Annotated in this window: 20 protein-coding genes, 1 other RNA gene and 2 pseudogenes; 4 read left to right on the top strand and 19 right to left on the bottom strand. The window is 66.5% G+C overall.

Features of this window, described 5'->3' with window-relative positions; all coding sequences use genetic code 11:
* The first annotated feature begins 153 nt into the window (after positions 1 to 153).
* Positions 154 to 1,593 (top strand): FAD-binding oxidoreductase, encoded by a 1,440-nt coding sequence (locus tag BLM15_RS01550; protein WP_126116007.1) that lies wholly within the window; start codon positions 154 to 156, stop codon positions 1,591 to 1,593.
* 106 nt (positions 1,594 to 1,699) lie between these two features.
* Complete coding sequence (locus tag BLM15_RS01555) at positions 1,700 to 5,500, top strand: AsmA family protein (RefSeq protein WP_126109735.1); 3,801 nt, start codon at positions 1,700 to 1,702, stop codon at positions 5,498 to 5,500.
* A gap of 99 nt (positions 5,501 to 5,599) precedes the next feature.
* Here the strand turns inward: BLM15_RS01555 and BLM15_RS01560 are convergent, their stop codons facing one another.
* Positions 5,600 to 6,208: a LysE/ArgO family amino acid transporter gene (locus BLM15_RS01560; protein WP_126109737.1), complete on the bottom strand. Its 609-nt coding sequence runs from the start codon at positions 6,206 to 6,208 to the stop codon at positions 5,600 to 5,602.
* A gap of 93 nt (positions 6,209 to 6,301) precedes the next feature.
* Between BLM15_RS01560 and BLM15_RS01565 the strand changes: the two genes are divergently transcribed.
* Positions 6,302 to 7,210, top strand: a complete 909-nt coding sequence (locus tag BLM15_RS01565) for a LysR family transcriptional regulator ArgP (protein ID WP_126109739.1) — start codon at positions 6,302 to 6,304, stop codon at positions 7,208 to 7,210.
* Here the strand turns inward: BLM15_RS01565 and BLM15_RS01570 are convergent.
* The 6 genes from BLM15_RS01570 to BLM15_RS01595 form a co-directional block, all read right to left on the bottom strand.
* Positions 7,194 to 7,436, bottom strand: coding sequence for a ribbon-helix-helix domain-containing protein (locus tag BLM15_RS01570; protein ID WP_236846482.1), 243 nt, complete (start codon positions 7,434 to 7,436; stop codon positions 7,194 to 7,196). The two genes, BLM15_RS01565 and BLM15_RS01570, sit on opposite strands and share 17 nt — an antisense overlap.
* Positions 7,433 to 7,633, bottom strand: coding sequence for a DUF4169 family protein (locus BLM15_RS01575; protein ID WP_126109741.1), 201 nt, complete (start codon positions 7,631 to 7,633; stop codon positions 7,433 to 7,435). Before BLM15_RS01575 ends, BLM15_RS01570 begins: the two co-directional genes overlap by 4 nt.
* 6 nt (positions 7,634 to 7,639) lie before the next feature.
* Positions 7,640 to 9,034 (bottom strand): class II fumarate hydratase, encoded by a 1,395-nt coding sequence (gene fumC / locus BLM15_RS01580; RefSeq protein WP_126109744.1) that lies wholly within the window; start codon positions 9,032 to 9,034, stop codon positions 7,640 to 7,642.
* Positions 9,035 to 9,057: 23 nt separating this feature from the next.
* The gene (locus tag BLM15_RS01585; protein ID WP_126109746.1) at positions 9,058 to 9,681 is read right to left on the bottom strand and encodes an SspB family protein; all 624 of its coding nucleotides are present in this window, start codon (positions 9,679 to 9,681) and stop codon (positions 9,058 to 9,060) included.
* Between the two features lie 164 nt (positions 9,682 to 9,845).
* Positions 9,846 to 10,231: a transfer-messenger RNA gene (gene ssrA, locus BLM15_RS01590) on the bottom strand.
* Between the two features lie 92 nt (positions 10,232 to 10,323).
* A complete protein-coding gene (locus tag BLM15_RS01595; protein WP_164547352.1) occupies positions 10,324 to 10,620 on the bottom strand; it encodes a PepSY domain-containing protein in 297 nt (98 codons plus the stop codon).
* 255 nt (positions 10,621 to 10,875) lie between these two features.
* On the opposite strand from BLM15_RS01595, the gene thyA reads away from it, so the two are divergent.
* Positions 10,876 to 11,778 (top strand): thymidylate synthase, encoded by a 903-nt coding sequence (gene thyA / locus BLM15_RS01600; protein ID WP_126109750.1) that lies wholly within the window; start codon positions 10,876 to 10,878, stop codon positions 11,776 to 11,778.
* A 24-nt stretch (positions 11,779 to 11,802) separates the two neighbouring features.
* On the opposite strand, the pseudogene BLM15_RS31735 reads toward thyA, so the two are convergent.
* The 12 genes and pseudogenes from BLM15_RS31735 to BLM15_RS01665 all read right to left on the bottom strand — a co-directional run.
* A pseudogene (locus BLM15_RS31735) lies at positions 11,803 to 12,111 on the bottom strand (MFS transporter); the annotation flags it as partial.
* Between the two features lie 289 nt (positions 12,112 to 12,400).
* A complete protein-coding gene (locus tag BLM15_RS01615; protein WP_236846483.1) occupies positions 12,401 to 13,351 on the bottom strand; it encodes a SphA family protein in 951 nt (316 codons plus the stop codon).
* Positions 13,352 to 13,782: 431 nt separating this feature from the next.
* The gene (locus BLM15_RS01620; RefSeq protein WP_126109754.1) at positions 13,783 to 15,057 is read right to left on the bottom strand and encodes a BatD family protein; all 1,275 of its coding nucleotides are present in this window, start codon (positions 15,055 to 15,057) and stop codon (positions 13,783 to 13,785) included.
* Entirely contained in the window at positions 15,054 to 15,698 is a 645-nt protein-coding gene (locus tag BLM15_RS01625) for a tetratricopeptide repeat protein (protein ID WP_126109756.1), read from the bottom strand. Before BLM15_RS01625 ends, BLM15_RS01620 begins: the two co-directional genes overlap by 4 nt.
* Positions 15,695 to 16,612, bottom strand: a complete 918-nt coding sequence (locus BLM15_RS01630) for a VWA domain-containing protein (RefSeq protein ID WP_236846484.1) — start codon at positions 16,610 to 16,612, stop codon at positions 15,695 to 15,697. Before BLM15_RS01630 ends, BLM15_RS01625 begins: the two co-directional genes overlap by 4 nt.
* Positions 16,609 to 17,631: a VWA domain-containing protein gene (locus BLM15_RS01635; RefSeq protein ID WP_126109758.1), complete on the bottom strand. Its 1,023-nt coding sequence runs from the start codon at positions 17,629 to 17,631 to the stop codon at positions 16,609 to 16,611. Before BLM15_RS01635 ends, BLM15_RS01630 begins: the two co-directional genes overlap by 4 nt.
* Before the next feature lie 2 nt (positions 17,632 to 17,633).
* On the bottom strand, positions 17,634 to 18,131 hold the full coding sequence (locus tag BLM15_RS01640) for a DUF4381 domain-containing protein (RefSeq protein ID WP_126109760.1): 498 nt from the start codon (positions 18,129 to 18,131) through the stop codon (positions 17,634 to 17,636).
* A pseudogene (locus BLM15_RS01645) lies at positions 18,128 to 19,131 on the bottom strand (DUF58 domain-containing protein). Before BLM15_RS01645 ends, BLM15_RS01640 begins: the two are co-directional and overlap by 4 nt.
* Before the next feature lie 13 nt (positions 19,132 to 19,144).
* A complete protein-coding gene (locus BLM15_RS01650) occupies positions 19,145 to 20,158 on the bottom strand; it encodes an AAA family ATPase (RefSeq protein WP_126109762.1) in 1,014 nt (337 codons plus the stop codon).
* A 2-nt stretch (positions 20,159 to 20,160) separates the two neighbouring features.
* Complete coding sequence (locus BLM15_RS01655; protein ID WP_126109764.1) at positions 20,161 to 21,165, bottom strand: HAD family hydrolase; 1,005 nt, start codon at positions 21,163 to 21,165, stop codon at positions 20,161 to 20,163.
* A 36-nt stretch (positions 21,166 to 21,201) separates the two neighbouring features.
* Complete coding sequence (locus BLM15_RS01660) at positions 21,202 to 22,224, bottom strand: DUF1254 domain-containing protein (protein ID WP_126109766.1); 1,023 nt, start codon at positions 22,222 to 22,224, stop codon at positions 21,202 to 21,204.
* Positions 22,225 to 22,281: 57 nt separating this feature from the next.
* Positions 22,282 to 23,640: a DUF1214 domain-containing protein gene (locus BLM15_RS01665; protein ID WP_236846487.1), complete on the bottom strand. Its 1,359-nt coding sequence runs from the start codon at positions 23,638 to 23,640 to the stop codon at positions 22,282 to 22,284.
* Positions 23,641 to 23,650 lie beyond the last annotated feature (10 nt).

Raw genomic sequence — 23,650 nt, forward strand, 5'->3', positions numbered from 1 at the left:
CGGCGCCTCCTTTCGTCGCTTTATCTCGTCAATGCGTGGGCGGCTCTGCGCCGCCGCCTCTTGCCGGCGCGGGCGCGGCGCGTGAAAACAACACGAGCCGCTGCTCCATAGGCCGAACCATTCCAGACTAGGCGAAGTTCTCCAGCCATGACAATGCCTTCAACCGTTTCCGTGCCTCAGCCCGCCCCTGCTCGTACTGCAGAGCTACCGCCGTCGCCGCAGGCCATTGCTGCAGTGACGCGGGAGCTGGCGGCGCTGTTCGGTAACCGGCTCGTCACCAGCCTCGCGGTCCGGCAGCAGCATGGCCACACGTTGACCTGGATCCCGAACCAGCCGCCAGATGCGGTCGTCTATCCCGAGAGCGCCGAAGAGGTGGCCTCGATTGTGAAACTCTGCGCCGGATACGGGGTTCCCGTCATCGCTTTCGGCACGGGGACGTCGCTTGAGGGCCATGTCAACGCGCCGTTCGGCGGCGTCTGCATCGACATGAGCCAGATGAAGCGGGTCGTCGCGGTGCATGCCGAAGATCTCGACTGCACGGTCGAGGCCGGTGTTACCCGCAAGGAGCTGAACGAGCATCTGCGCGACCAGGGCCTGTTCTTCCCGATCGATCCTGGCGCCGACGCTTCGATCGGCGGCATGGCGGCGACGCGCGCCTCCGGCACCAATGCGGTGCGCTACGGCACGATGAAGGACAATGTCATCGCGCTCACGGCTGTCATGGCCGATGGCGCGATCGTCAAGACGGCGAGCCGGGCGCGCAAATCCTCGGCCGGCTATGATCTCACCCGCCTTCTCGTCGGTTCGGAAGGCACGCTCGGTATCATCACCGAGGTGACGTTGAAGCTGCATGGCATTCCCGAGGCGGTCTCAGCCGGCGTCTGCCCGTTCCCTTCGGTGAAGGCGGCTTGCGATACGACGATCATGACGATCCAGTCCGGCCTGCCGGTGGCGCGGATCGAGCTGGTCGACGATGTGATGATGCGCGGCGTCAACCTGCATTCCAAGCTCGGTCTGCCGGAGACGACGATGCTGTTCGTCGAGTTCCACGGCTCGGAGGAGGGCGTGAAGGAACAGGCCGAGCGCTTCGGCGAGATTGCAGCGGAGTTCGGCGGCGGCTCATTCGACTGGGCGACGAGACCGGAGGATCGCTCGAAGCTGTGGCAGGCCCGCCACGACGCCTACTGGGCGGCGCGGGCGCTGCGCCCCGGTGCGGAATCGGTCGCGACCGATGTCTGCGTGCCGATCTCGCGGCTGGCCGAGTGCGTCGACGAGACCAAGCGCGACATCGAAGCCTCCGGGCTGATCGCGCCGATCGTGGGCCATGTCGGCGACGGCAATTTCCACACCCAGCCGCTGGTCGATCTCGCCGATCCCGACGAGGTCGCACGCTGCGAGGCCTTCATCGACAGGCTGGTCAAGCGGGCGCTCGCCATGGGCGGGACCTGCACCGGCGAGCATGGCGTCGGCCAGAAGAAGATGAAGTATCTCGAAATCGAGCACAGCCCGGCCGCGCTCGCGGTGATGCGGCTGATCAAGCGCTCGCTCGACCCACAGAACATCCTCAATCCCGGCAAGATCATCGCCTTGTGACATCCAACCGCGCTCTTAGGCGGTATTACCCACAAGAATGTCGTGATCCTGCCGCGACTTGCGTGCATGATCAGGCGGTCGACATTTCGAGGATTGATGCAAGAGCGTGCGTGAGGCCCTGACCTTCCTGGCCGGGCTGCTCGTCGCGGCGTTGCTGGCCGCGCTGCTGGGGCCGGGCTTCGTCGACTGGCGCGAGTACAGGCCCCATTTCGAGCAGCGCATCAGCGCCGCGCTCGGCGTGGAGACGCGTGTTGCCGGCGAGATCGGGCTGCGGCTGCTGCCGTCGCCGCGGCTGGTTTTGGGCCAGGTGCGTCTTGGCTCCAGCGACAGCGGAGCGAGCAGCGCCAGCATCGAGACGCTGACCGCCGAGCTTGCTCTGGCGCCATTGGCGCGCGGCGAGTTCAGGCTGGTCGAGGCCGAGGCCGATGGGCTGGTGCTGAACCTCGTCGCCGATGAGGCGGGCGCCATTGCCCTGCCCGCCCGTCAGGGGACAGGCTTGCCGACCGAAACGGTGATCGACCGGCTGGCGATCAGGCGAGCGGCCGTGATCTGGCGCGAGCCCGGCAAGGCGGCCCAAACGCTGGCGCCGATCTCGGTCGATGTCTCGGCCGTGAGCCTTGCAGGACCATGGCGGGTGGAAGGCGAGATCGCCGGCGCCTCGGTCCGCTTCGCCACCGGGGCGGCCGAAAGCGACGGCCGACTGCGGACCAAAGGGTCGATCACGGGCGAGCAGGTGCAGTTCGGCTTCGACGGCTCGCTGATCCTGCCGGCGGCTGAAAGCAAGGTCCGGCCCGGGCTCGAAGGCAGCTTCACGATCGCACCCGGTGGCGCCGTCAGCCTGGCCGGACGGGTGAGCGGCGACAGCCGCCGCCTTGATTTCTCCGCGCTTGCCGTCGAGATCGCCGGCGGTGCCGCGCGGCTGGAAGGCGAAGGCTCGTTCAATCCGGGGGGCGGTCACGGCAGCGTCCAGCTCAAGGCGCGCCGGCTCGATGCCGATGCGCTGATTGAGGCTCTCTCTCAGCGGCCGGGCTATGAGCGCGCCTTTCAGGCGCTGCCAGGCGCGCTCGACCTTTCACTGGAGCTCGACCAGATCGCCTGGCGCGGCGAGGATTTCAGCGGCTTTGCCCTACGCGGGAAGCTCGATGAAAGCGGGCTCGACGCGGCGAACGCCACGGTCAAGATCGCCAATGCCGTTCTTGAAGCGCGCGGTGCGCTCGATGGCCAGGGCTTTCGTGGTACGGTTGAGGCAAAGGCGCCGGATGCGCGCCGGGCGGCTCTGGCCCTGGCGCGCCTCGGCGCCGAGGCCGGACTGGCCGACAGCTTTGCGGCCCTGCGCAGCCTCGACGGCACGGCGGCGTTCGACTGGAGCAACGAGCGTCTCGCAGTCACGCAGCTGACAGCGCGGGCAGGCTCCGGGCCGCGCCTCGAAGGCTCCGGCGCGCTCACGCTCGATCGGCTCGACGCCAAGCTGACGCTGAACGGGCTCGACCTGTCGACCTTGCCACTGGGCGACAGCCTGAATGCGCTGACCGGACGACGTGACCTGGCGCTCGACCTCACCTTGAATGGCGCGCGCTACCGGGCTTCTCCGCCTGGTTCGGCCCGGCTCGCGCTGACGCGGCAAGGCATGGACTGGCGTCTCAGCCGCCTCGCCGTCGATGGCTTCGGCGGCGTCAAGGTCGAAGGCGAAGGGGCTCTGCTGCCGGGCGGCGGCGAGATTTCCGGCCGGGTGCGCGCGCCGCGTTTTGCGGCGTTGGCGGCGCTGGCCGGGCCCTTGCTGCCGGAAGGGCTGCGGCGCGTGTTACCGCGGATCGAGGACGGGCTCGCCGGCATCGATGCCGGCTTCAAGCTCGTGCGCGCGGCGAATGGCGAAACCGGCGTAGCCGCCGAAGGTTCAGCCCAGGCCGGGCGGCTTTCGCTCAATGGCAAGCTCGATGCGGCCGGCCTGTGGAGCGGTGGCGATGTCAAGCTCTCGCTCGACGATCGGCGCCGTGCCTTCGCCGCGTTCGGACTGCCGCGCCCGGCACGGGGCGGGCCCGGCGAGTTCACGCTCGGCTTTGGTGCAACCGGACCGGTCGGCTCGCTCGTCGGTTCCGGGCTGATGCTCGTGCTCGAAGGCGCAGGCGATGCGGCACGGCTGAGCCTCCAGGCCGACGGGCCGGGGCAGGTCTTGCCGGAAGGGCTGGCGCGACTGGCCCCGGACGGGGTGCTCGATGCGCATGGCCGTGTCTCCTTTGGCGAGGAAGCCAGGCTTGACGATCTCGTCGTCAATGCCGGCGGCAAGGCGGCGCGCGGCGCGCTGAGCTTCTCGGCTGAGCGCGGCATTGGCGGGCGGCTCGACCTGCCGTCGCTCGCATTGCAGCCGGTGCTTGCGGCCGTGCTCGGCCAGGCCCAACCGGTCGTCGGCAGCCAGTGGTCGCCGAGCCGCTTTCAGGGCGCGACGGGCCTTGGCGAGATCAGACTTGCCCTCGGTGCAGAGCGCCTGGAACTGACCGAGGCAACCGCCCTGTCGAAAGCGCGCGTCGATCTGGCGGCAGGGCCGGACGGGCTTGTGCTCGATAATCTCCGCGGCAGCCATGCCGGCGGCGAGATCAGCGGGCGGCTCTCGGCGCGGCGTGAGGGCGGTCTGGCGCAGCTGGCGGGCAAGCTCGCCTGGAACGGCCTCGATCTTGCCGTGCTGACCAAGGGGGCACTGACCGGCAGGCTGTCCGGCAGCTTCGAGGCCGGAGGCTCCGGCGAGAGCCCGGCGCGCCTGATCGCCGCGCTCGGCGGCGCCGGTTCGATCAGCGTCTCTGGCGCCGGCATGGCGCGCTTCGACCCCTCTGCGATCTCAAAGGTGATCGCGGCGACGGGCGACGACGCCTCGGAAAGCGAGACGGATCGCCTGCAGGACCGGATCAGCGCGGCGCTGGAGAAGGCGAGCTGGCCGCTGGGCGACGTCACCATTCCCTTCACACAAGCGGCCGGCGTGCTGCGCGTATCTCCCGTCTCCGTCGAGCGCGCGGGCCTCAGGGCCGAGGCTACCGGGCTGGTCGACTGGCGGGCGATGACGACTGATCTGCGCATGAATCTTCGCCCGCTCGGCGCGGCGCCCAAGGGCTGGCCGGAACAGTTGCCGCAGGTCGGTGTCGCCTGGCGCGGGCCGCTCGAGGCGCCGAAGCGCGAGACCGATGTCGGGGCGCTTTCGAACGTGGTTGCGGCGCGGGCTCTGGCGCGCGAGATCGAGCGGGTTGAGGCCTTCGAGGCTGATCAGCGCGAGCGGGCGATGAACGTCCGACGCCTGCGGGCCGAGCGCGAGCTGCGCGAGAACGAGCGAAAGCTGGCGGAGTTCCTGAAAGCCGAGGAGGAGCGCCGCATCGCTGAGGAGAAGCGGGCGGAGGAGGCGCGCAAGGCTGAGGAGGCCAGGCTCGCCGAAGAAGCCCGCAAGGCCGAGATCGCACGGCGCGCAGAGGAGGCCAGACAGGCCGAGGAAGCCCGCAGGGCGGAGGCTGCGCGCAAGGCCGAAGAGGCGAGGCTCGCCGAAGAAATCCGCAAAGCCGAGATCGCGCGGCGCGCCGAGGAGGCCAGGCAGGCCGAGGAGGCCCGCAGGGCGGAGGTTGCCCGCAAGCTGGAAGAGGCGCGCCTCGTTGAGGAAGCGCGCAAGCTCGAGATCGCAAAGCGGCAGGACGAGATCCGGCGGGCCGAGGAGGAGCGGCGCAAGGCCGAGGCCGAGGAGCGGGCCAGGCAAGCGGCGATCCGAGCCGCGATCGAGGGGCGGCCTGGGCCGATGATCCTGCAGGGAGCGCCGCCTTCCTATATTCCGGGTGATCCGTATGTCAGGCCGCGCGCTGAAGCTCCGCCGCTGCCGCCGCCGCTCGATATCCAGTCGATCCCGCGGCCATTGTCGCGCTCGCCCCTGCAGAACTGATTCAAGGCGCTGGCAAACTGATTCAAGCGCGTGCGGCGCCGGTTCAAATTTCTCTCGCAAGATATTGAACTGGCAAGATTTTCGCCTCAGGCTGGGCTGTCAGCCGCCCTGGAGCAGCTTGAAGGCAATCGCCCACATGGTGGCGGCAACGATGCCGTCGAGGATCCGCCAGGACCTCGGATTGGCGAAGAGCGGGCGCAGCCAGCGGGCGCCATAGCCGAGCCCGAAGAAGAACAGGAACGAGGCGGTCATCGCGCCGGCGGCGAAGACCAGTTCCTGCCCGGGAAACTGGCTGGCGATGCTGCCGATCAGCAGCACCGTGTCGAGATAGACATGCGGGTTGAGCCAGGTCAGCGCGGCACAGGTGACAAGGTTGGCCGAGAGGCTCGCGCCGGCGGCGGCGGCGACCGCGAGAGCCTCCGACGAGCGCAGCGCCGAGAGCAGGCTGCGCACGCCATACCAGATCAGGAAGGCGGCGCCGCCATAGCGCAGGGCCGGTTCGAGCATGGGCAGCATCGCCGTCGCCTGCCGCAAGCCGACGACGCCGGCGAGGATCAGCACCGCGTCCGACAAGGCGCAGGTGAGGCAGACGGCGAAGACGTGCTCGTTGCGCAGGCCCTGCCGCAGCACGAAGCTGTTCTGGGCGCCGATGGCGACGATGAGGCTGAGGCCCATGGTCAGGCCGGTGACATAGACGGAGAAAGGCATGAGCGGCGGTCCCGTTTCCGCCGTCCTGCCTATGCGCGATGCGTTCATTAATGTAGTTAAATATCGTTACTCTGATTAAGCAGAGCTAATGCCATGCTCGACTACCCGGCCCTGCAGGCCGTCTCGCTCGTTGTCAGGACCGGCAGCTTCGAAAAAGCCGCGCAGGCGCTGAACGTTACGCCCTCGGCCGTCTCGCAGCGCGTCAAGCATCTCGAGGAACGGCTGGGAACCGTGCTGATCATCAGGGGGCAGCCCTGCACCGCGACCGAACGGGGCGAATGGCTCTGCCGCCACATGGAGCAGGTCGGGCTGCTCGAAGGCGAGCTGATGACGCGGCTGCCGGCGTTGGCCGAGCCGGACCAGCCGCAGCAGCGCGTCACGCTGCGGGTTGCCGCCAATGCCGATAGCCTCGGAACCTGGTTCCTGCGCGCCGTGGCAGCCTTCGCGGAGCGGTGCCCGCATCTGCTCGATATCGCCGTCGACGATCAGGAGCACACGGCAGACTGGCTTCGGCAGGGGCGGGTGCTCGCTGCCGTCACGGCGCTGGAGAAGCCGATCCAGGGCTGCCGCGTGATCCCGCTTGGTTCGCTGCGCTATCTCGCGACGGCGAGCCCGGATTTCATGGCGCGCCATTTCGCTGACGGCGTGACAGTTCCAGCGTTGGCGCAGGCGCCTTCGCTGATCTTCAACCAGAAGGACCGCCTTCAGAGTCAGTGGATGGAGCTTGCCTTCGGCAAGAGCCCTGCCCACCCCGTGCACTGGGTGCCGTCGACGCAGGGCTTCGTCGAGGCGAGCCTGCTCGGCATCGGTTGGAGCGCCAATCCCGAATTGCTGGTGCGCGAGCATCTCGCTGCCGGCAGGCTGTGCGAGCTCATGCCCGGGACGGTGCTCGACACGCCACTGTTCTGGCAGGTCAATCGGGTCGCGGCCGAGCGGCTGTCGGATCTTACGCGCGCGGTCGTCGAGACGGCGCGCCGCCTGCTGGTCAATCCGCGGGAGTGAGCTTCGCGGTCTCGGCCCGCCCGCGATAATGCGCCAGCACGCGCAGACGCAGCGCCGAGGAGAGGTTGAGCTCGCCCCGGCCGGAATCGACCTCAACCACCAGGCTCGCAATCGGCCGCTTCTCCGCCGCTGCGATCTCCTTCAGCGCCTCCCAGAAGGGCTCCTCCAGAGAGACGCTGGTGCGGTGGCCGGCGATGGCGAGGGAGCGCTTACGCAGGCCGCTCACGCGTTGTCCTTGCCGTCGGGATCGTCGGAGAGACGGTGGCCTTCGAGGCGGCGCTCGGCCAGTGTCTTCTCCGCTTCGGTCAATCTGCGCTCGGCCTTGGTCCGACCGAACGCGATCCGGTTCTGCTCGGCCTGCGCCTCGGCGCTCGCCCGGTCGCGGGCCTTGCGGGCGCGGCGGAGATTGACGATCTCGGCCATGGCGCTTCAGCCCGGGCTGAGCATGTCTTCGGCAACGACGGTCTTGTCGAACAGCTCGGCGTCGACCCCGGCCTTCAGCGCTTCCTCGCGCAGCGTCGTGCCATTGTGATGGGCCGCCTTGGCGATGCTGGCGGCCTTGTCGTAGCCGATCGCCGGGGCCAACGCCGTCACCAGCATCAGCGAGCGCGAGAGCAGCTCAGTGAGGCGCTCGCGATTGGGCTCGATGCCCTCGACGCAATTGGTGCGGAAGCTGCCGGCCGCGTCTGTCAGAAGCCGCGCCGACTGAAGGAACGCCTGCGCGATCACCGGCTTGAAGACATTGAGCTCGAAATGGCCCTGGCTGGCGGCGAAGGTGACGGTCGCCTGATTGCCGTGCACGCGGGTCGCGACCATGGTCAGCGCCTCGGCCTGGGTCGGATTGACCTTGCCGGGCATGATCGACGATCCCGGCTCGTTCTCGGGCAGGCTGATCTCGCCGAGGCCGGAGCGCGGGCCGGAGCCCATCAGGCGGATGTCGTTGGCGATCTTGAACAGGTCCATGGCGAGCGCGGTCAGCGCGCCATGGCTGTAGGAGATCGCGCCATGGCTGGCGAGCGCCTCGAACAGATTGTCGGCGGTGCGGAAGGGCAGGCCGGTCAGCCTGGCGACCTCGGCCGAGAAGGCCTTGGCGAAATCGGGATGGGCGTTGAGACCGGTGCCGACCGCGGTGCCGCCCTGGGCGAGCGCCAGCAGGCCGGGCAGGGTCTGCTCGATGCGGGCGATGCCGAGCTGAACTTGAGCGACATAGCCGGAAAACTCCTGGCCGAGCGTGACCGGGGTCGCATCCTGGAGATGGGTGCGGCCGATCTTGACGAGATTGGCGAAGGCCTTCGCCTTGGCGGCGAAGGCATCCTTCAGCCGACCGAGCGCCGGCAGAAGCTCCGTCGAGACGGCGAGCGCGGCGGCGATATGGATCGCGGTCGGGAAGCTGTCGTTCGAGGACTGGCCCTTGTTGACGTGGTCGTTGGCGTGCACCGGGCTCTTCTTGCCGAGGCCGGCGCCCAAAATCTCGTTGGCGCGGTTGGCCAGGACCTCGTTGACGTTCATGTTCGACTGGGTGCCGGAGCCGGTCTGCCAGACGACGAGCGGGAAATGCTCGTCGAACTTGCCGGAAAGCGCCTCGTCGGCAGCCTGGACGATCGCGGTCTCGATCTTGCCGTCGAGCAGGCCGAGCTTCGCATTGACGGTCGCAGCAGCCTTCTTGACCATGACCAAGGCATGGACCAACGGCAGCGGCATGCGCTCGGCCGGCCCGCCGATCTTGAAGTTCTGCAGCGAGCGCTGCGTCTGCGCCGCCCAATAGCGGTCGTCGGCGACATCGATCGGACCGAAGGAATCGGTCTCGCTACGGAATCCGGTCATGGCAGGGAGCCTCTAGGCTGGTCTCAGGTCTTCTTGCGGAAGGCGTCGAGGCTGACGACCTGGGCGCCGCCTTCCTCCTCGGCCTCGACCGGCTTCTCGTCGGCGGCTGCGTCGGGCTTGCCGGCCTCGTCTGTTTCGGCTGCTTTCGATTTGGCAGCCGGCAGCGACTTCACCGGCGCCTTGGCGGGCAGAGCGAGAGGGGCGGCTGGCGCGACGCTGGGCTCGGAGCCGGCGCCACGTGGGCCCTTCGCCGGTGCGACTGCCTCGCTCGCGGGCGCTTCGCCGGCGGCGTCCTGCGTCTCGAACTTCAGGCCGAACTGGACCGACGGATCGAAGAAGGTGGTAATTGCATCATAGGGGATCAGCAGCCGCTCCGGCACGCCGGAGAAGGAGAGCCCGACCTCGAAGGCGTGGTCGCTGACGTTAAGATCCCAGAACTGGTGCTGGAGCACGATCGTCATCTCGTCCGGATGCTTCTCGCGCAGGCGCTGCGACAGCCGCACGCCCGGCGCGGTCGTCCGGAAAGTGATGTAGAAATGGTGATCGCCCGGGAGCCCGTCGCGGCCCGCCTCGGACAGGATCTTGCGGACGACGCCTTTGAGCGCGTCCTGCACCATCAGGTCGTAGCGGAGAATATCCTTGGTCATCGCGTCCGGATTCCGTTTCCGCTCCTCTAGATCACGCCGCGACCGGAGGGAAGCGCCCCGAAACGAAAAACGTGACCAATTCCATTAGTTTAGAGCGCCTCTCATGCAAAAGAGGCCAGCTGCTTCCGATGCCCGATACTGCTTCGCGCAGGTCCAGGCAGAAAAGTGGAGGCTTCTGTTGCCAGGCGCCTCCGAGCCCCGCCTTACGCGGCTAAACGCAAGGGCTTTGGTTTGGGAACCAGCACCGCTTACGCGGCGACAGCAACCCGAGCATTGTTGTCGTTGGCAACTATGCTTTTGGCCCGATAACGGCGGAACCATGCCGAGCAAAAGAACGACCTTTACACCCTCGTCGATCCTATTTCGCCCCCGCCGCAGCCCTGCAGCCTGGTAGCTGCAAGTCCCTGCCGCTCGCGCCGCAGGGCTGTGGTGGAGGCGCCGGGTACCGCCCCCGGGTCCGAAAGGCTTATTCCGACGTCCGTTTATCGCCATAGCCGACCTTGCGGACGGCAAGCGGAATATAGGGACTGAGTGCGCGCGGGGAAAGAGAGCAGAACGCCGTCCCGGCTAATTTCTGCGCAAACACGGAAAAAGCCGCGGGAAAAGCCCCGCGGCTTGTGCTTTTCTTGGCGGGAGATGCGATCAGGGCGCCGCCGCGCCGCCGATCACCGAGCCGTCATAGGCATTGAGGTCGAGGGTTACCTCGACGCCGCCCTGGGCGCGCCCGGCGATTTCCCAGCGCCAATCGGCGAGGGCGATCTCCTCGACATGGACGAGGCCGTGCCGGAAGGCGATCGAGCGCGCCTGCGCTTCGGTGATCCTCTGCTTGGTGGCAGCGGCCGGGGTTTGGGGTTGGCTGTCGGCCCAGGCCGAAGCCGAAGCCGGTCCCGCCAGGCCCGCTGCCAGAAGCAGCGCTGCCAGCATCGATAGTCTGGTCATGATACGGTCCATATCAACCGGGCGTTTGATGGAGCATCGGATCGTTCCGGAAACCGGAAGCCACCTTCGTCCGATGCAGCAAGCGCAAACCCGAAGCGCCCCTTCTGTTCACCAGGCATTCAGATTGGGGCGGTCCTGCGACATTGCAATATCCCCAGCGTTCACGATCCCTGTCATTATCGTGAGAGCTGTGGGAGAAGCTGCGCCGACGAGCCCGGATTCGTCCCGGCGACAGCCGTTATCGTGGAGGCGGAAGTGGTCCGCAGGCATCCAGAGCAGCAGTATCTCGACCTCGTCGACGAGGTGCTGAGCCGCGGCGACGAGCGGATCGACCGCACCGGCGTCGGCACGCGCTCGATCTTCGGGGCGATGGCCCGGTTCGATCTCTCGGACGGGACGGCTCCGATCCTCACCACCAAGCGCGTCTTCTGGAAGACGGCGGTGAAGGAGATGCTGTGGTTCCTCACCGGCCAGACCAACATCCAGCCGTTGGTGCGCGAGAATGTGCGGATCTGGACCGACTGGCCGCTTGCGACCTATCGCCGCGAGAGCGGCGAGGACATCTCGCAGACCGAGTTTGAGCGGCGCATCGCCGAAGATGACGGCTTCGCCGCGCGCTGGGGCGATCTCGGGCCGGTCTATGGCAAGCAATGGCGGCGCTGGCTCGGCGCCGACGGACGCGAGCACGATCAGATCGCCGATCTTATCAGGACGCTGCGCAACAATCCGACCAGCAGGCGCATGCTCTTCCACGCCTGGAACGTGCCGGAGCTGAGCTCGATGGCACTGCCGCCCTGCCACATGGTCTACCAGTATCATGTGACCAGCGACGGGCGGCTCAACTCGCTGTGCTATCAGCGTTCGGCGGACCTTTTGCTCGGCGTTCCCTTCAACTGGGTCGGGGCGACGGCGCTGCAATTGATGATCGCCCAGCAGGCCGGTCTGACGCCGGGCGACCTCGTCTGGTTCGGCGGCGACGTCCACCTCTACCTCAACCATCTCGAGCAGGCGAAGGGACAGCTGGAGCGCGAGCCGCGGCCGTTCCCGACGATGCGGTTGAGCCGCCAGGCCGCCAGCATCGACGACTATCGGATCGAGGATTTCGAGGTCGAGGGCTATTCGCCCCACGCCGCGATCAAGGCCGACGTCGCGGTCTGACCAGGCAGCTCCGCGGCTCCCGATCAGCGCCACCAGCGGGGCGAAGCCAGCGCCGAGCAGCCAGGCCAGGTCGGAGGTCAACGCCGCGCCAGTGTAGCGGTATTGCGTGCCGAAGCTGCCGGCGACCGCACCGGCGGTCTGGCCGTAGGCGAGGCCGAGCAGCCCGAAGCCGATGATCACGTAGATTGTCTGCCCGGCCAGGCTGTCGCCGAAGAGCAACGGGGCGACGATGCTCGACAGGCTGAACAGCGCGATCATCGAGCCGGAGAGCAGCAGCGTGTTGCGGCGTCCGATCTGGTCGGCGATCAGGCCGGAGGTGACGATCGCACCGGCCCAGCTGAAGCTCGTTTTCCGGCATGGCAAAACTGACAACGATGATCGTCTTCGATTCCGGGGCGCGGATTGACCCTGGCAAGATCGCGCTGCTCGAGAGCATTCGCGATACCGGATCGATCTCGGCCGCGGCCCGTAGCATGGTATGGATTGTAAGCGCGTCTTGACGTTGCCTGAGAGCATAAATGCGCCTTCGGCGATCTGGCTGTGGCAACGCGCCTAGACCTGCTGCCGATCCGCCAAGGCGTCCCCAAACTGTGAATCCAAAACCCGACGTAGTGTCCGTGCTTCAGTGTTTGACCACTTTAGCGCCCCGGATGGGCTCGGGCGGCGGCGCTGCCGGGGCGGAATAGCCAAGCGGGAAGGCAATCGTGACCAACGCAAGCGTGCCCTGCGGCCGGTTCTCGACACTGACCTCGCGCAGGACCTTCAGGCGAGCGGAAACCGGCGTGCCGGCGACAGTGAAGGAATAGCTGATCGTGCCGCCGACGGCAGTCGTACGGCCCTTATAAGCTCCCAACGAGGCTCCCGCGCCGCTATCGCCACTGATCTGCTGGTAATGCGAGAACAGGGCGCCGATCGAGAACTCCTTGCTGAGATACTGGCTGATCGCGAGGTCGGCGTGGACGGCGTTGCCGCTCTTGTAGTCGGTATCGTTGTTCTTGCCGTTGATCTCGAAACCGACGGCGCCGGAGATGTCGAGGCCGATCTTGGGGTCGAGCCAGGTCGCAGCCGCATAGACATCGCCGATCCAGCGGTTGAACGACAGGTTCGAGAGCGCACCGTCCCGATAGGTTCCCGATGGAATGCTGACCGAGCCGCCGACCTGCCAGTGGAAATTCCCCGCATGCCAGCCGACGAAGCTGGAGACGACCGGGTCGCCGAAGAGGAAAGCCGAGTCGCGCTGCTTGACGCCGAATGCTCTGCCCAGCCGCGGCGCGGCGATGACGGCTCCTGCGCTGACACGAGGATCGCCGAACGGCAAGGACACCGCAAAGCCAAGATTGCCGCCGAAGATCTGCAGAGGGGTGATCCAGGTCGGCGTCATAAAGTTTACGCGCGCCTGCACCTTGACGTTGGCGAGAACCGCGCCGCCGATCTGGGTTCGGGTCGAGGCCGAGAGACGGCCTGAATAGGAATAGAAGTCGTTCTCGAAGTAGAATCCGGGTGGCGGAACGATGCCGGCAGCCGGGCCGCGAAGGCCAGGAACAAAAAGACTTGCCCCGCTTTCAGTGGCCATTGCCGAACTGCAACCGATCGATGCGCCGATACAGATCGCAGCACTCCAGAAGGCGCTCCGGGATCGAATCATGGTCTCATTTCCGGCAAGAGTTGCTGGCGAGGCTGAGCGGCGCAGATATCCCGGTCAAGTTGCTTGCTTCTGCGCAGAAACAATAACTGAGGACAGGGCGTGCGGCCATCGTGGTCGGCAATACTGCCTGCCAATAATGGTCGTTCATCATGATGTCGGCAGGGGGCATCATCGGCTCCGCAGGACGGGCCTGATGGTACGGGCATCGCCCCTGACATCTCTATCCGGTAAAACCCCCGGATTGCGCCGAGCTTTCCCTTACCCGGGAGATGTCTGCGGCGCTTGCCTCGTTCCGGCAGGTTGCGCAGCGATCTGTCGGACGGGGACATCGTGAATGCGATGCGGCAGGGAACTCCCGGCTAAGGACGGCCGATCGGGTTGAGCGGTGGCAAGGCTGACGGCTGGATCCGCCGCTTCTCGAGCCTGACGCTGCCGATGCGAAGCGCGAGCTTTGCGAGTTCGACCCCGCTCTGCCGGGACCATTTTTCACCCTGGCCGAACAGGCTGCGCTCGAGCCGGTTGACCAGAGCGTTCAGACGGCTGTCCTGCCCGAGACGTTGCCGGGCACCGGGCGACAATCGCGACGACCAGACCCGCAATGCGCGGTAGGTCGCGGAAGCATCGCCGGTTCTGGCAGCCTTGCGCAGGGCTTTGCGGGCGAAGGCCTCGGAGCTCAGGTGGCGCTGTCGGTGCCGGCGCCAGGCCACGATCAGCTGGGGCCTGAGCTGAACCAGGAGCCACAGCAACAAGGCGCTGCCTGACCCGCCGACGATGATACCCTGCCAGCCTCCGATCAGGGCTCGCCAGTCCGGTTGCAATGGCGCCGCGGCTGCGACGGCTATGGTGATCCCGTCCAGCGTTTCGGAGCGAAGCTGTCTGTCGTCGATGTCCCACCAAGGTTGCGTCAGCGCTGGCAATGCGTAGGTGCCCGGCTTCTCGAAGACGTAGGTGACCTTGTCGGTGCGAATGCCTTCGACGGAACCTCGATTGATCTTGTCGTCGATGGCCGGCGGGTCGACATAGGCGCGCACCCCTGCGGGTGCGGTGAAACGAAACTCGGCCATGCCCAGCGCCGGGACATCGGCGGCCCGGCGTCGGATGATGCGGGTGATCGCGCCGCCGACCTTGAAGGTCGACGACGAGGCAGGAGACCAGCTCTCGCTCACGCTGACATCCGATGCGGCGAGGACGGGGCCGGACGGATCGATCCCCGCAGGCACGGTGACAGCGAAACGCAGTGGCTGCCCCCTGACCGATCCGATCGGGTCGCCCTTCCGATCGAGCAGCGTCACATCGGCGGCAGGAACCTGGATGTCGCCGCCACGTCGGGGGAATACGACGAATTCGAAGGTCTGTCCGACATAATCCTGGCCATCGACGCTGTCGCGGACGGTGAGCGCCTGCGTCTCGAAGCGCATGATCTGCGCGCCGGAAGCCTCCGTGATCTTGACCAGGGGCGGTCGCAGCATTTCCCCGGGGAACATGACCTTGATGTGCAGCCGCACGGGTTGGCCGATGACGATGCCCTCGGATGGAACGATCGATGTCTGGACCAACGGGCCCGTGGTCGGCGCCTGCGCGAGAGCTGAGCTCGATAAGCAGCAGAGAAGAAAGAGTTGAAGGAGCCGGATCATGGGCCGCTCCGTTCGGCTGCCGACTGAAGCTGGTAGGAGAACTTCACGCGCAGGAAGTCCGCGGGCCTGGTCTGGACCTGTTTCAGCCAGAGCGCGCGGACGGCGTCGTCCGACATCGCCTTGCCTGGCTCCTGAAGCGTCGTGTCCTCGCCGCCTTTCTTGGTCTTGTCGTAGACGATCTCGTCGGGCTTGGATTCAGTGTCGTCGTTGACGCCGCCCTCGGCCTTCGTGCGCTCGCCGCGAATGCGCGCGATCTCGCGATTGGTGGCCGCGTCCGGCCAGCCGGGACGAAGGGCGAGTGCCCGGTCGTAGCGCTTCACTGCGCCCTCGTACTGGCCGAGCATGACGAGGGCATTGCCCTGGTCATAGGCGCTCTCGGCCGTGTCGAGCGCGGCGAAGGCCTGCGCGGCGGACTTGAAGTCTCCTGCCCGGAACAGCGCGATGCCACGCCAGAGCGGGTCGCGGAAGGCCTCCGCAGCAGCGGCTGGCTGGCTTCGATCCAGCAGGATGCGCCCGCGCTGGTCGGAGGCCAGGAAAAGGTTGCGCCAACCGAGGCGTTCTGCGGCACCCGCCAGTGCAGCGCACGTCGCCATGGCGATGATCGCATAGGGAAGCCACGTCTTACTGCGGGCGGGCGTCATGTCAGCACCCATCCTCGGCGGAACCAGAGCAGCACGAACAGCGCAAGGAGCGGGGTGAGCCAGTATCCCGCTTCCTGCCAATGGCGGCCTTCGCCCGCGACGCCCGCGATGCGGCCGACGCGATCAAGGCGGCGGGCGATGGCGGTGATGTCGGCTTGGTCCGGCGTGATCGCAATGACGGTCGCACCTAGCGCACGTCCTGCATCGCTGAGGCTGGCGGCGTCGAGATCGGGCGGAAGCAGGGACAGGATCGTGCTCTCGCCCGCCGCCGCATCGCCGAGGCGCGAGAGCTGATCACCTGCAACCATGTCGGCCATCACCAGAATCGAGCCACCATGCCCGCCGCCGGACAGGATGCGCCGTGCCATGGCTACGGCATTGGCAAGGTCGTCGCCTTCCCTCGGCATGATGCCGGGCTCGAGGGCTTTCGCGAGATCGAGCACGACCTTGCCGTCCGGGGTTGGCGGCAGCACGACGTGGGACGATCCGGAATAGGCGATGAGGCCGGTGGCGGCGCCTTCACGCAGCGCAAGCAGGTCGGAGAGCTTCTGCCGCGCCCGGTCGAGCCGGGTCGGGGCAAGGTCCTCAGTCATCATCGAAGGCGTGACCTTGAGCACGACCACGACCGGGGGCCTGGCATCGGCGAAGGGCGAGGGCTCGCGCTGCCAGGCCGGTCCAGCGACGGCGATGGCGGAGAGCGTCCAGCCGATCAGCAGCAGGAGATTCGGCGTGATCCGAGACATTCTGCCGCTGTCGACCAGGAGATGCTTCAGCAATTCGGGATCGATGACCCGGCGCCAGCGGCCCGCCGTATCCGCAGCCCGATGTTCGAGCCAAACCAGGAAGATGGCGGGCGCGAGGGCGAGGAGCCAAAGCGGGCGCTCGAAATGGAAGGCGGAGAGCACTTCGATCACGACGCCCCCCGTGCGGCCGTGGCCTGATCCGCTTGCGAATGCCGAGATGGGCGGCGACGCCACAGCTGGCGCAGCGCCTGCGTCAGCAATGACAGGGCGAGTGCGGCAGCGAGCGGAACCCAGTAGATGTCCCGCTTCGGGCGGAAGCTGACCGTGTCGATCCTGCGGGTCTCGATCTCATCGAGGCGCTGGTAGATTCCGGCGAGCTGGTCGCGATCAAGTGCCCGGAAGAAGCCACCTCCCGTCGCGCTTGCGACCTGCTTCAGGGCAGCCTCATCGAGCTTGTCCTCGCCCGCAGCCGTGGGGTCGCCGACGGCGACCGCATGAATGACGATGCCACGGTCCTTGGCCACCCCGGCGGCTTCGGCCGGCGGCACCTTGCTGGCGGTGTCGTTGCCGTCGGTCAGGGCGATGATCGTCTTCGCCTTGACGGTGCTCTTGTCGAAGAGCCCGATGCCGAGGCCGATCGCGTCGCCAAAGGCAGTACGCGGACCGGCCATTCCGACGACGGTATCGCGCAACATGGCGCGGCTGAGCTCGAGATCGGTGGTGAAGGGGACGAGCGCGAAGGGCGCGTCGCCGAAAACCACAACGCCGACCCGATCGCCCTTGCGACGCGAGAGGAAGTCGTCGAGCACCTGCTTGACCGCCGTCAGCCGATCGATCGTCTTGCCCGAGGCATCGACGAAGTCCTTGGTGTCCATCGATCCCGAGAGGTCGACCAGCAGCAGGAGGTCGCGCGTCGGGCGGTCCTGGTGGAGCGGCGGCTCGATCCATTGCGGGCGTGCCAGAGCTGCCAGGGTCAACAGCCAGGAGAGGATGAGGACGATCAGCGGAAAGGTACGGCGCGGCGCCACGACGCCGCCGCGATGCGGCTGCTGACCGGTCAACCGGGCGAGGCGATCGAAGAACGGGACCCGCAGCCCGGTTCGGTTGCTGGCGTGGGCGGGCAGGAGCAGCCAAACCGCGATGGGGAGGGGGACAAGGAGGGCGAGCCAGGGGTAGACGAAGGTCAGCATCGTCAAGCCTCCGCGCCGGGGGACTTGCGATCGCTGCGAATCCAGATGCTGGCCTGGCTGATGAGCTCGCGCAGTTCGGAAGGACCGGGCGCAGGCTCGGCCACATAGACCCCGCTCAGTATTCTCCGGATCGGCCGTGCGTCGAAATCCACGCTGGCTTTGCTTGCGACGAAATCCGCCCAGGCCTCTCCGCTGAGGGGCGCCACCTGTTCGCGGCCATAGTCCACGATGGCGACACGCTTGAGAACGGACGAGATGCGCGCAACGCCGACGGGATCGCCGCGCTCGATCGCGCCAGCGAGCGCATTCAGCTCGGCGATGGCCGCCCGGCGATAGGCCCGTGCTCGATAACGCTGCATCGCGTGCCAGATCGCGACGGCGATCAACGCTGTGCAGGCCGCGCCGAGAATCCAGATCCCGGGCGCAGGCGGCCAGAACGAGATCTCCGGCGGGAGCGTCAGGTCGCGCAGGTTGGCAAGGCTTCCCGGATCGCTGCTCATGCCCGCACCTGGTTCCGTACGGCGGTCGCGCGCTGCTGCGTGCGCTTGCCGATCAGCTCGCGCAACTGCCGGGCGACATCGCGATCGGTGGAAATCGGCAGGACCGGTATCGCTCGGTGTCGCGAGAGCTCAGCCAGCTGCGCGCGCCAGTCGTCGTGCTCCCGCGAGAAGCGGCTGCGCAGCGTCTGCGCGGAGGAATCGATCTCGATTTCTCCCAGAGCCGAGCTGAACACAGCGGGGCCGACATCCGGCAGGCTCTGTTCGAGCAGATCATGAACATAGATGGCCAGCACATCGTTATGCGCACATAGGCGCGTGATCAGACGGGCGGTCTCGTCGTCGGCGCCGGCAGCATCCGAAATCAGGCAGATCAGCCAGTCGTGCGTGGCGGCGCGTACGGCGTACTGCAGCGCCTCGTTGAGCTTTTGGGGAGCAGTTTGCGAGCCGATGGCCTGGCCCAGGGCCCGGTTCTGCCGCACCACTTCGCCAAGCACGCGCACGACTCCCGCATCTCGTCCCTGGGGCTTGATTTCGACGATGTCATCGTCGCCGAATACGATGGCGCCGACCCGGTCGCCGAGCGAGGTGACGCGCCAGGCGGCAAGGGCCGCTGCTTCCGCCGCCGCGACCGATTTCATCGCCCGCCGGCTCCCGAAGAACATCGTGCTGCGCTGGTCGACAAGCAGCAGCACGGGCCGATCACGCTCCTCCGAATAGACGCGAACATGGGGGAACCGAGGCGGGCCGTCGCCAGCCAGTCGATCGAGCGCGTATCATCCCCCTCGAAATAATGCCGCAGCTCCTCGAAATTCAGGCCGCGGCCTCGCAGCCGCGAAGCGTGGCGGCCAGTGAGCAGGCTGTGGACCGGCTGGCGGGGCAGGAAGCTGAATCCCTGCGCGCGATGCTTCAGCCTCAGCAACTCGTCGAGCGTCACGAAGGCGCGCGCTTCCGTTTCCGGTGCGGCGGCGTCAGTTCCTGGGTTCTCGCGTATCAAGCCCATGAGACGCCTCGCGTCAGGCCGCGACCGCGACCTGTTTGACGACTTCGTCCAGCACGCCGTCCGCCGTCACGCCATCGGCGCCCGCCTCGTAGCTCAGCGAAACGCGGTGGCGCAGGCAGTCATGCACGATCGCCTGAACATCCTCGGGCGTCACGTAATCGCGGCCCTTGAGCCAGGCGTAGACGCGCGCGCAGCGATCGAGCGCCAGCGAGCCGCGCGGACTCGCCCCGATCGCGATCCAGTTCTTCAGCTTGTCGCCGAACTCGGCGGGGCGGCGCGTCGCGGCAATCAGGGCGACCATATAGGCCTCGACGGCGTCCTTGGTCGTGATCCGGTCGATCTCGGAACGGGCCTCGAAGACCACTTTCTGCGGGATCTTTGGCGGGGGCTGTATGGCGCCATTTGGCGACGTGGCGTTCTCGGAGCGCACCAGCCGCATCACCTTCACCTCGTCGGCGTCGGACGGGTAATCGATCCGGATATGCATCAGGAAGCGATCCATCTGTGCTTCGGGCAGGGGATAGGTCCCTTCCTGCTCGATCGGGTTCTGGGTGGCGAGCACCATGAACAGGCCCGGCAGGTCGTAGCGTTTGCCGGCGACCGTGACGTGGCGTTCCTCCATCGCCTCGAGCAGCGCGGATTGCACCTTGGGCGGCGCGCGGTTGATCTCGTCAGCCAGGATGAGGTTGCCGAAGACCGGCCCCTTGCGGAACTCGAACTGACCGTCCGGACGCAGGATCTCGCCGCCGGTGACGTCCGAGGGCAGGAGGTCCGGCGTGAACTGGATGCGGCTGAAGTCGGATTCGAGATTCTTCGACAGGCTCTTGATCGCACGCGTCTTGGCGAGGCCGGGCAACCCTTCCAGCAGCACATTGCCATTTGCGAGCAGTGCGATGACCAGGCGCTCGACGACGCGCTCCTGCCCGATGATGTCCTGGTTGATCCGCTTCTGGAGATCGGCGATGGCCGCCCGCGCTGCCGACCCGGCAACGCCTTCGCCCTTTGTCTCGTCTTGCGAAATCTTCATGCTCAGCGCTCCGGCGGAAACACGGTCTTCCAGTCCGCCTTCATGTCGACGATGGTCCAGCCCTTGGCGCGGCCTTCGTCGAGCGCCTTGTCGAGCTTGCCGATGCGGGACGCGCGGTCATAGGCCCATTCGCGCTCGGCATCGGTGTGGTGGACGATCAGGGCCAGGCGGGGACCGTTACCGCCAGCCGTGTACTGGAGCATCTGCAGGTCGCCATCGGAGTTGCCGAAGGCGAGGATCGGGCGCCGCCCAATGAAGCGGTTGATGCCGACGGGCTTGCCGGGGCCGTCGTCGACGAACTCGACCTTGGCTTCCTTGAAGAGCTCGGGCTTGCCATCAGGCCCGATGCTGAACTTCACCGTGCCCGAGGAGCCCACGACCTGCTCGGGCGGGATGCCGTAGACCTTCTCGGCGAAGACCCGCATGAACTCGACACCGCCGCCCGAGACGATGAAGGTCTTGAAGCCGTTGGCGCGAAGGTAGGACAGCAATTCGAGCTGTGGCTGGTAGACCATCTCGCTGTAAGGTCGTTTCTTGGTCGGGTGCCGGGCCGTGCTCAGCCAGTCGGCGACGGATTTCTCGAAATCCTGCGTCGTCATGCCCGTATGCGTTGCGGCCATGACTTGCAGCAGCCCCTTCTCGCCCGAGGCGGCGAGCCCTTTCATGTCGCCGGCGACGAGCGAGCGATAGGGCTCCTTGCCCTTCCAGTCCGGGCGCTGGGGGGCGAGCCGCTTCACCTCGTCGAAGGCAAACAGCAGCTGGAAATAGGCCGGCTGCTCGGCCCAGAGCGTACCGTCATTGTCGAAGGTGGCGATGCGCTCCGCCGGCTTGACGAAGTCGGGGCCGCCCTCCCGCATCACCTTTGCGACGAAGTCGAGGATCGTCGCCTTGGGCTTGCCCTCGTTCCAGGATGGTAGTGGGTCCGTTTGCGCCAGGGCGCCGAGACTCCAGGCCGATTGGCCCGCGAGCAGCAACGCCAGGACAACCGCAGCACGCCGATTCAACATTCGAACCTCCCTGGGTCGGGTCTGTACTGCCGGACGTCACGACGCCGGCTGCGGCTGCGGGAACTGCCATTTACCGTTCAGGATCTCGGCGCGCGGGCGGTAGAGCCGCACCGTATAGTTCCAGCCCGGCATGGTCGGCAGGCAGTTGGGGATCTTGCCGTCGCAGCCGCCGAACTGGATCGCGATCGCGCCGTCGGCGCTCTTCTTCGCCGTCAGGTTGTTGAGCGCGTAAGCGTCATAGGGGTTCTTCTGGTAGTAGCCTTCGGCATTGTAGAGGCTGACCGACCAGAAGCCGTTGACCGGCACGTCCTTGACGTTGAGCTTGTAGACGGTCTTGCCGTCATTCCCGCTCGGCGTGATGTTGAGATAGGTCGCGTCCTTGTCGGGATTGCCACCCCAGGCCGAAGCGGAGCCGATCAGGTGCCTGATGGGATCGACCTGCTGCCTGGTTCCGAACGCCTTCTTGAAGTCCGGAATGGTCGAGCCCAGCACGATCAGCGCGTCACGGACCTTCTTCTGGCTGGCCTGGTCCCAGTTCGGCACCTCGAACTTGCCGGGGGTCTTCTGGCTGGCCTTGAGGGCGTCCTGCAGAGCATGGACCTGCTGGACATCCTTGGGGTCGGACGGGTCGACCAACGTGCGGATCCCTGCCACGACGTAGCGCGTGCCGACCTTCTTTCTGTCAATGGTGTAGCTGCCGGCGCCATAGGCCACCATCGGTACATAGTGATCCTCGCTGATCACCTGCAGCGACATGAAGCGCTTGCCGGCATCCGGCAGCGTGATCGTCACCGGCCCTGCGTCGAGATCGAACACCGCCGATGAGTAGAGCGTGTCGCGGTTGAGCCGGATCACCGTCTGGTTGTCGATCGTCGCCGGCTCGCGGCGGTGCAGGAATTTCCCGAAACTGCCGTCCTTGACCATGTTGCTCAAGTAGAGATCGGACTCGGCGCGGACGAAGTTGTCGACGCCGACCGGCATGGCAGCGCCACCGGGCGACTGGGCCTGAGCGGAGAAGGGCAGCACCGCGCACGCGATCAGCAATCCGAGATGTTTCATGACTTTCTCCCATTCGCTGTGCCTGATTGACCAAGGCCGCCGTAATGAAGCTGCGCGCTATTTCACGGGCGTCACCGCTGCGGGTTGCCACTCGCCTTTCTTCACGACGTCCTTCGGGACATAGGTGCGGAAGGTAAGCGAGAAGGGTTTGCCCTCCGGTGACGGCAGCCAATTGGAGTCCGGCACGCCCGCGGCGGGCTTCGGGCCGATCGCGATCTTCAGCGAACCGTCCGCCTCTTTCGCCAGCGGCGAGTAGGTATTGAAGTTGAACCGGTTCAGCGGGTTGGGCGCCACCCGGTAGTCCGGCACGCCGACGAGGATCACCGACCAGTAGGCGTTGACGGCGTTCTGCGGTAACCGATCAGCTGGGAAGTGCATCACGTAACTGTTGCTGCCGTTGAGCGGCTTCTCCTCGGCATCGCGGGTCGCGGCGAAGTACATCACTTCGTCCGAACTGTTGGCCCAGATGCCAGCGTAATTTGCCGTGGTGCGCAGCCAATGATCCTTGCCGTAATTGCCGGTGCTGCTGCCGCCTACCCAGTGATTGCGATAGGGCGCGCTCTTGGTGAAGGCGTATTCCTGAAACTCCGGCACCACCTTTTTCAGCTGCGTATCGATCGCAGCCCGCGCCTCCTTTCCGGAGGCTGCATAGGCGGCTACAGCGCGCACCTTCTGCTGCATTTCGGCGGCGTTCGGCGCGACATCGAGCGCGCTTGCGAGCGTGGTGTCGACCTTGTCGAAGATTTCGGCGCCGATCAGGCCCTTGTTCTCGAACATCGGCAGTGCGACTGGCTTGGCGATGGCGGGCTTGCCGCCGGTGCTGACCTTGAAGGCGTGCTGGAGCTTCACCGCGCCGTCGGGCTCGCCCTTGAGTTCGACGCGGCCCAGCATCTTGGCCTTGCTCGAATGCAATTCGATCCGCGCGGCGTCGGCAGGAATCTTGGCGGTCGATCCGGGCTTCACCAGCGCGAACTTGCCGAACGGCTTCGAGGGAAAGGTCCGCTCGTTGATATTGGCGATCACCTCGCCCCATTCGTCGAGCAGTTGAGCGGTGTAGTAGCGGCCTTTGACCTCGGGCACTTCGAGGATCACGGGCGTCTTGTCGTCCACCGCGAACCAGGCTTCGAGATAGGCCACATCGAAGTTCGGATTGACGAAATCGGCCGATCCCAAAGGGTTATACTTGATCTGGTTGTAAGCGAAGCCCTTCACCTTGCTATCGATCTGCTCCTGGCGGATCACGAGCGCACGGCCGAGGAGATAGACATAGGCGTCGGCGACGGTCTTCTCGTCGGGGGGCGCAGGCGCTGTCAATCCTTGCGCACCCGCCCCGGAAACGGGAGCAGCGGCGAGCGTCAGAAGCCCGAGCAGCACGCAGCGGCGCAGGACCATCGAGGGTGTTTGTCTCGAACGCATTGTTTCAGCC

This window comes from Bosea sp. Tri-49, from assembly GCF_003952665.1.
Lineage (GTDB): Bacteria > Pseudomonadota > Alphaproteobacteria > Rhizobiales > Beijerinckiaceae > Allobosea.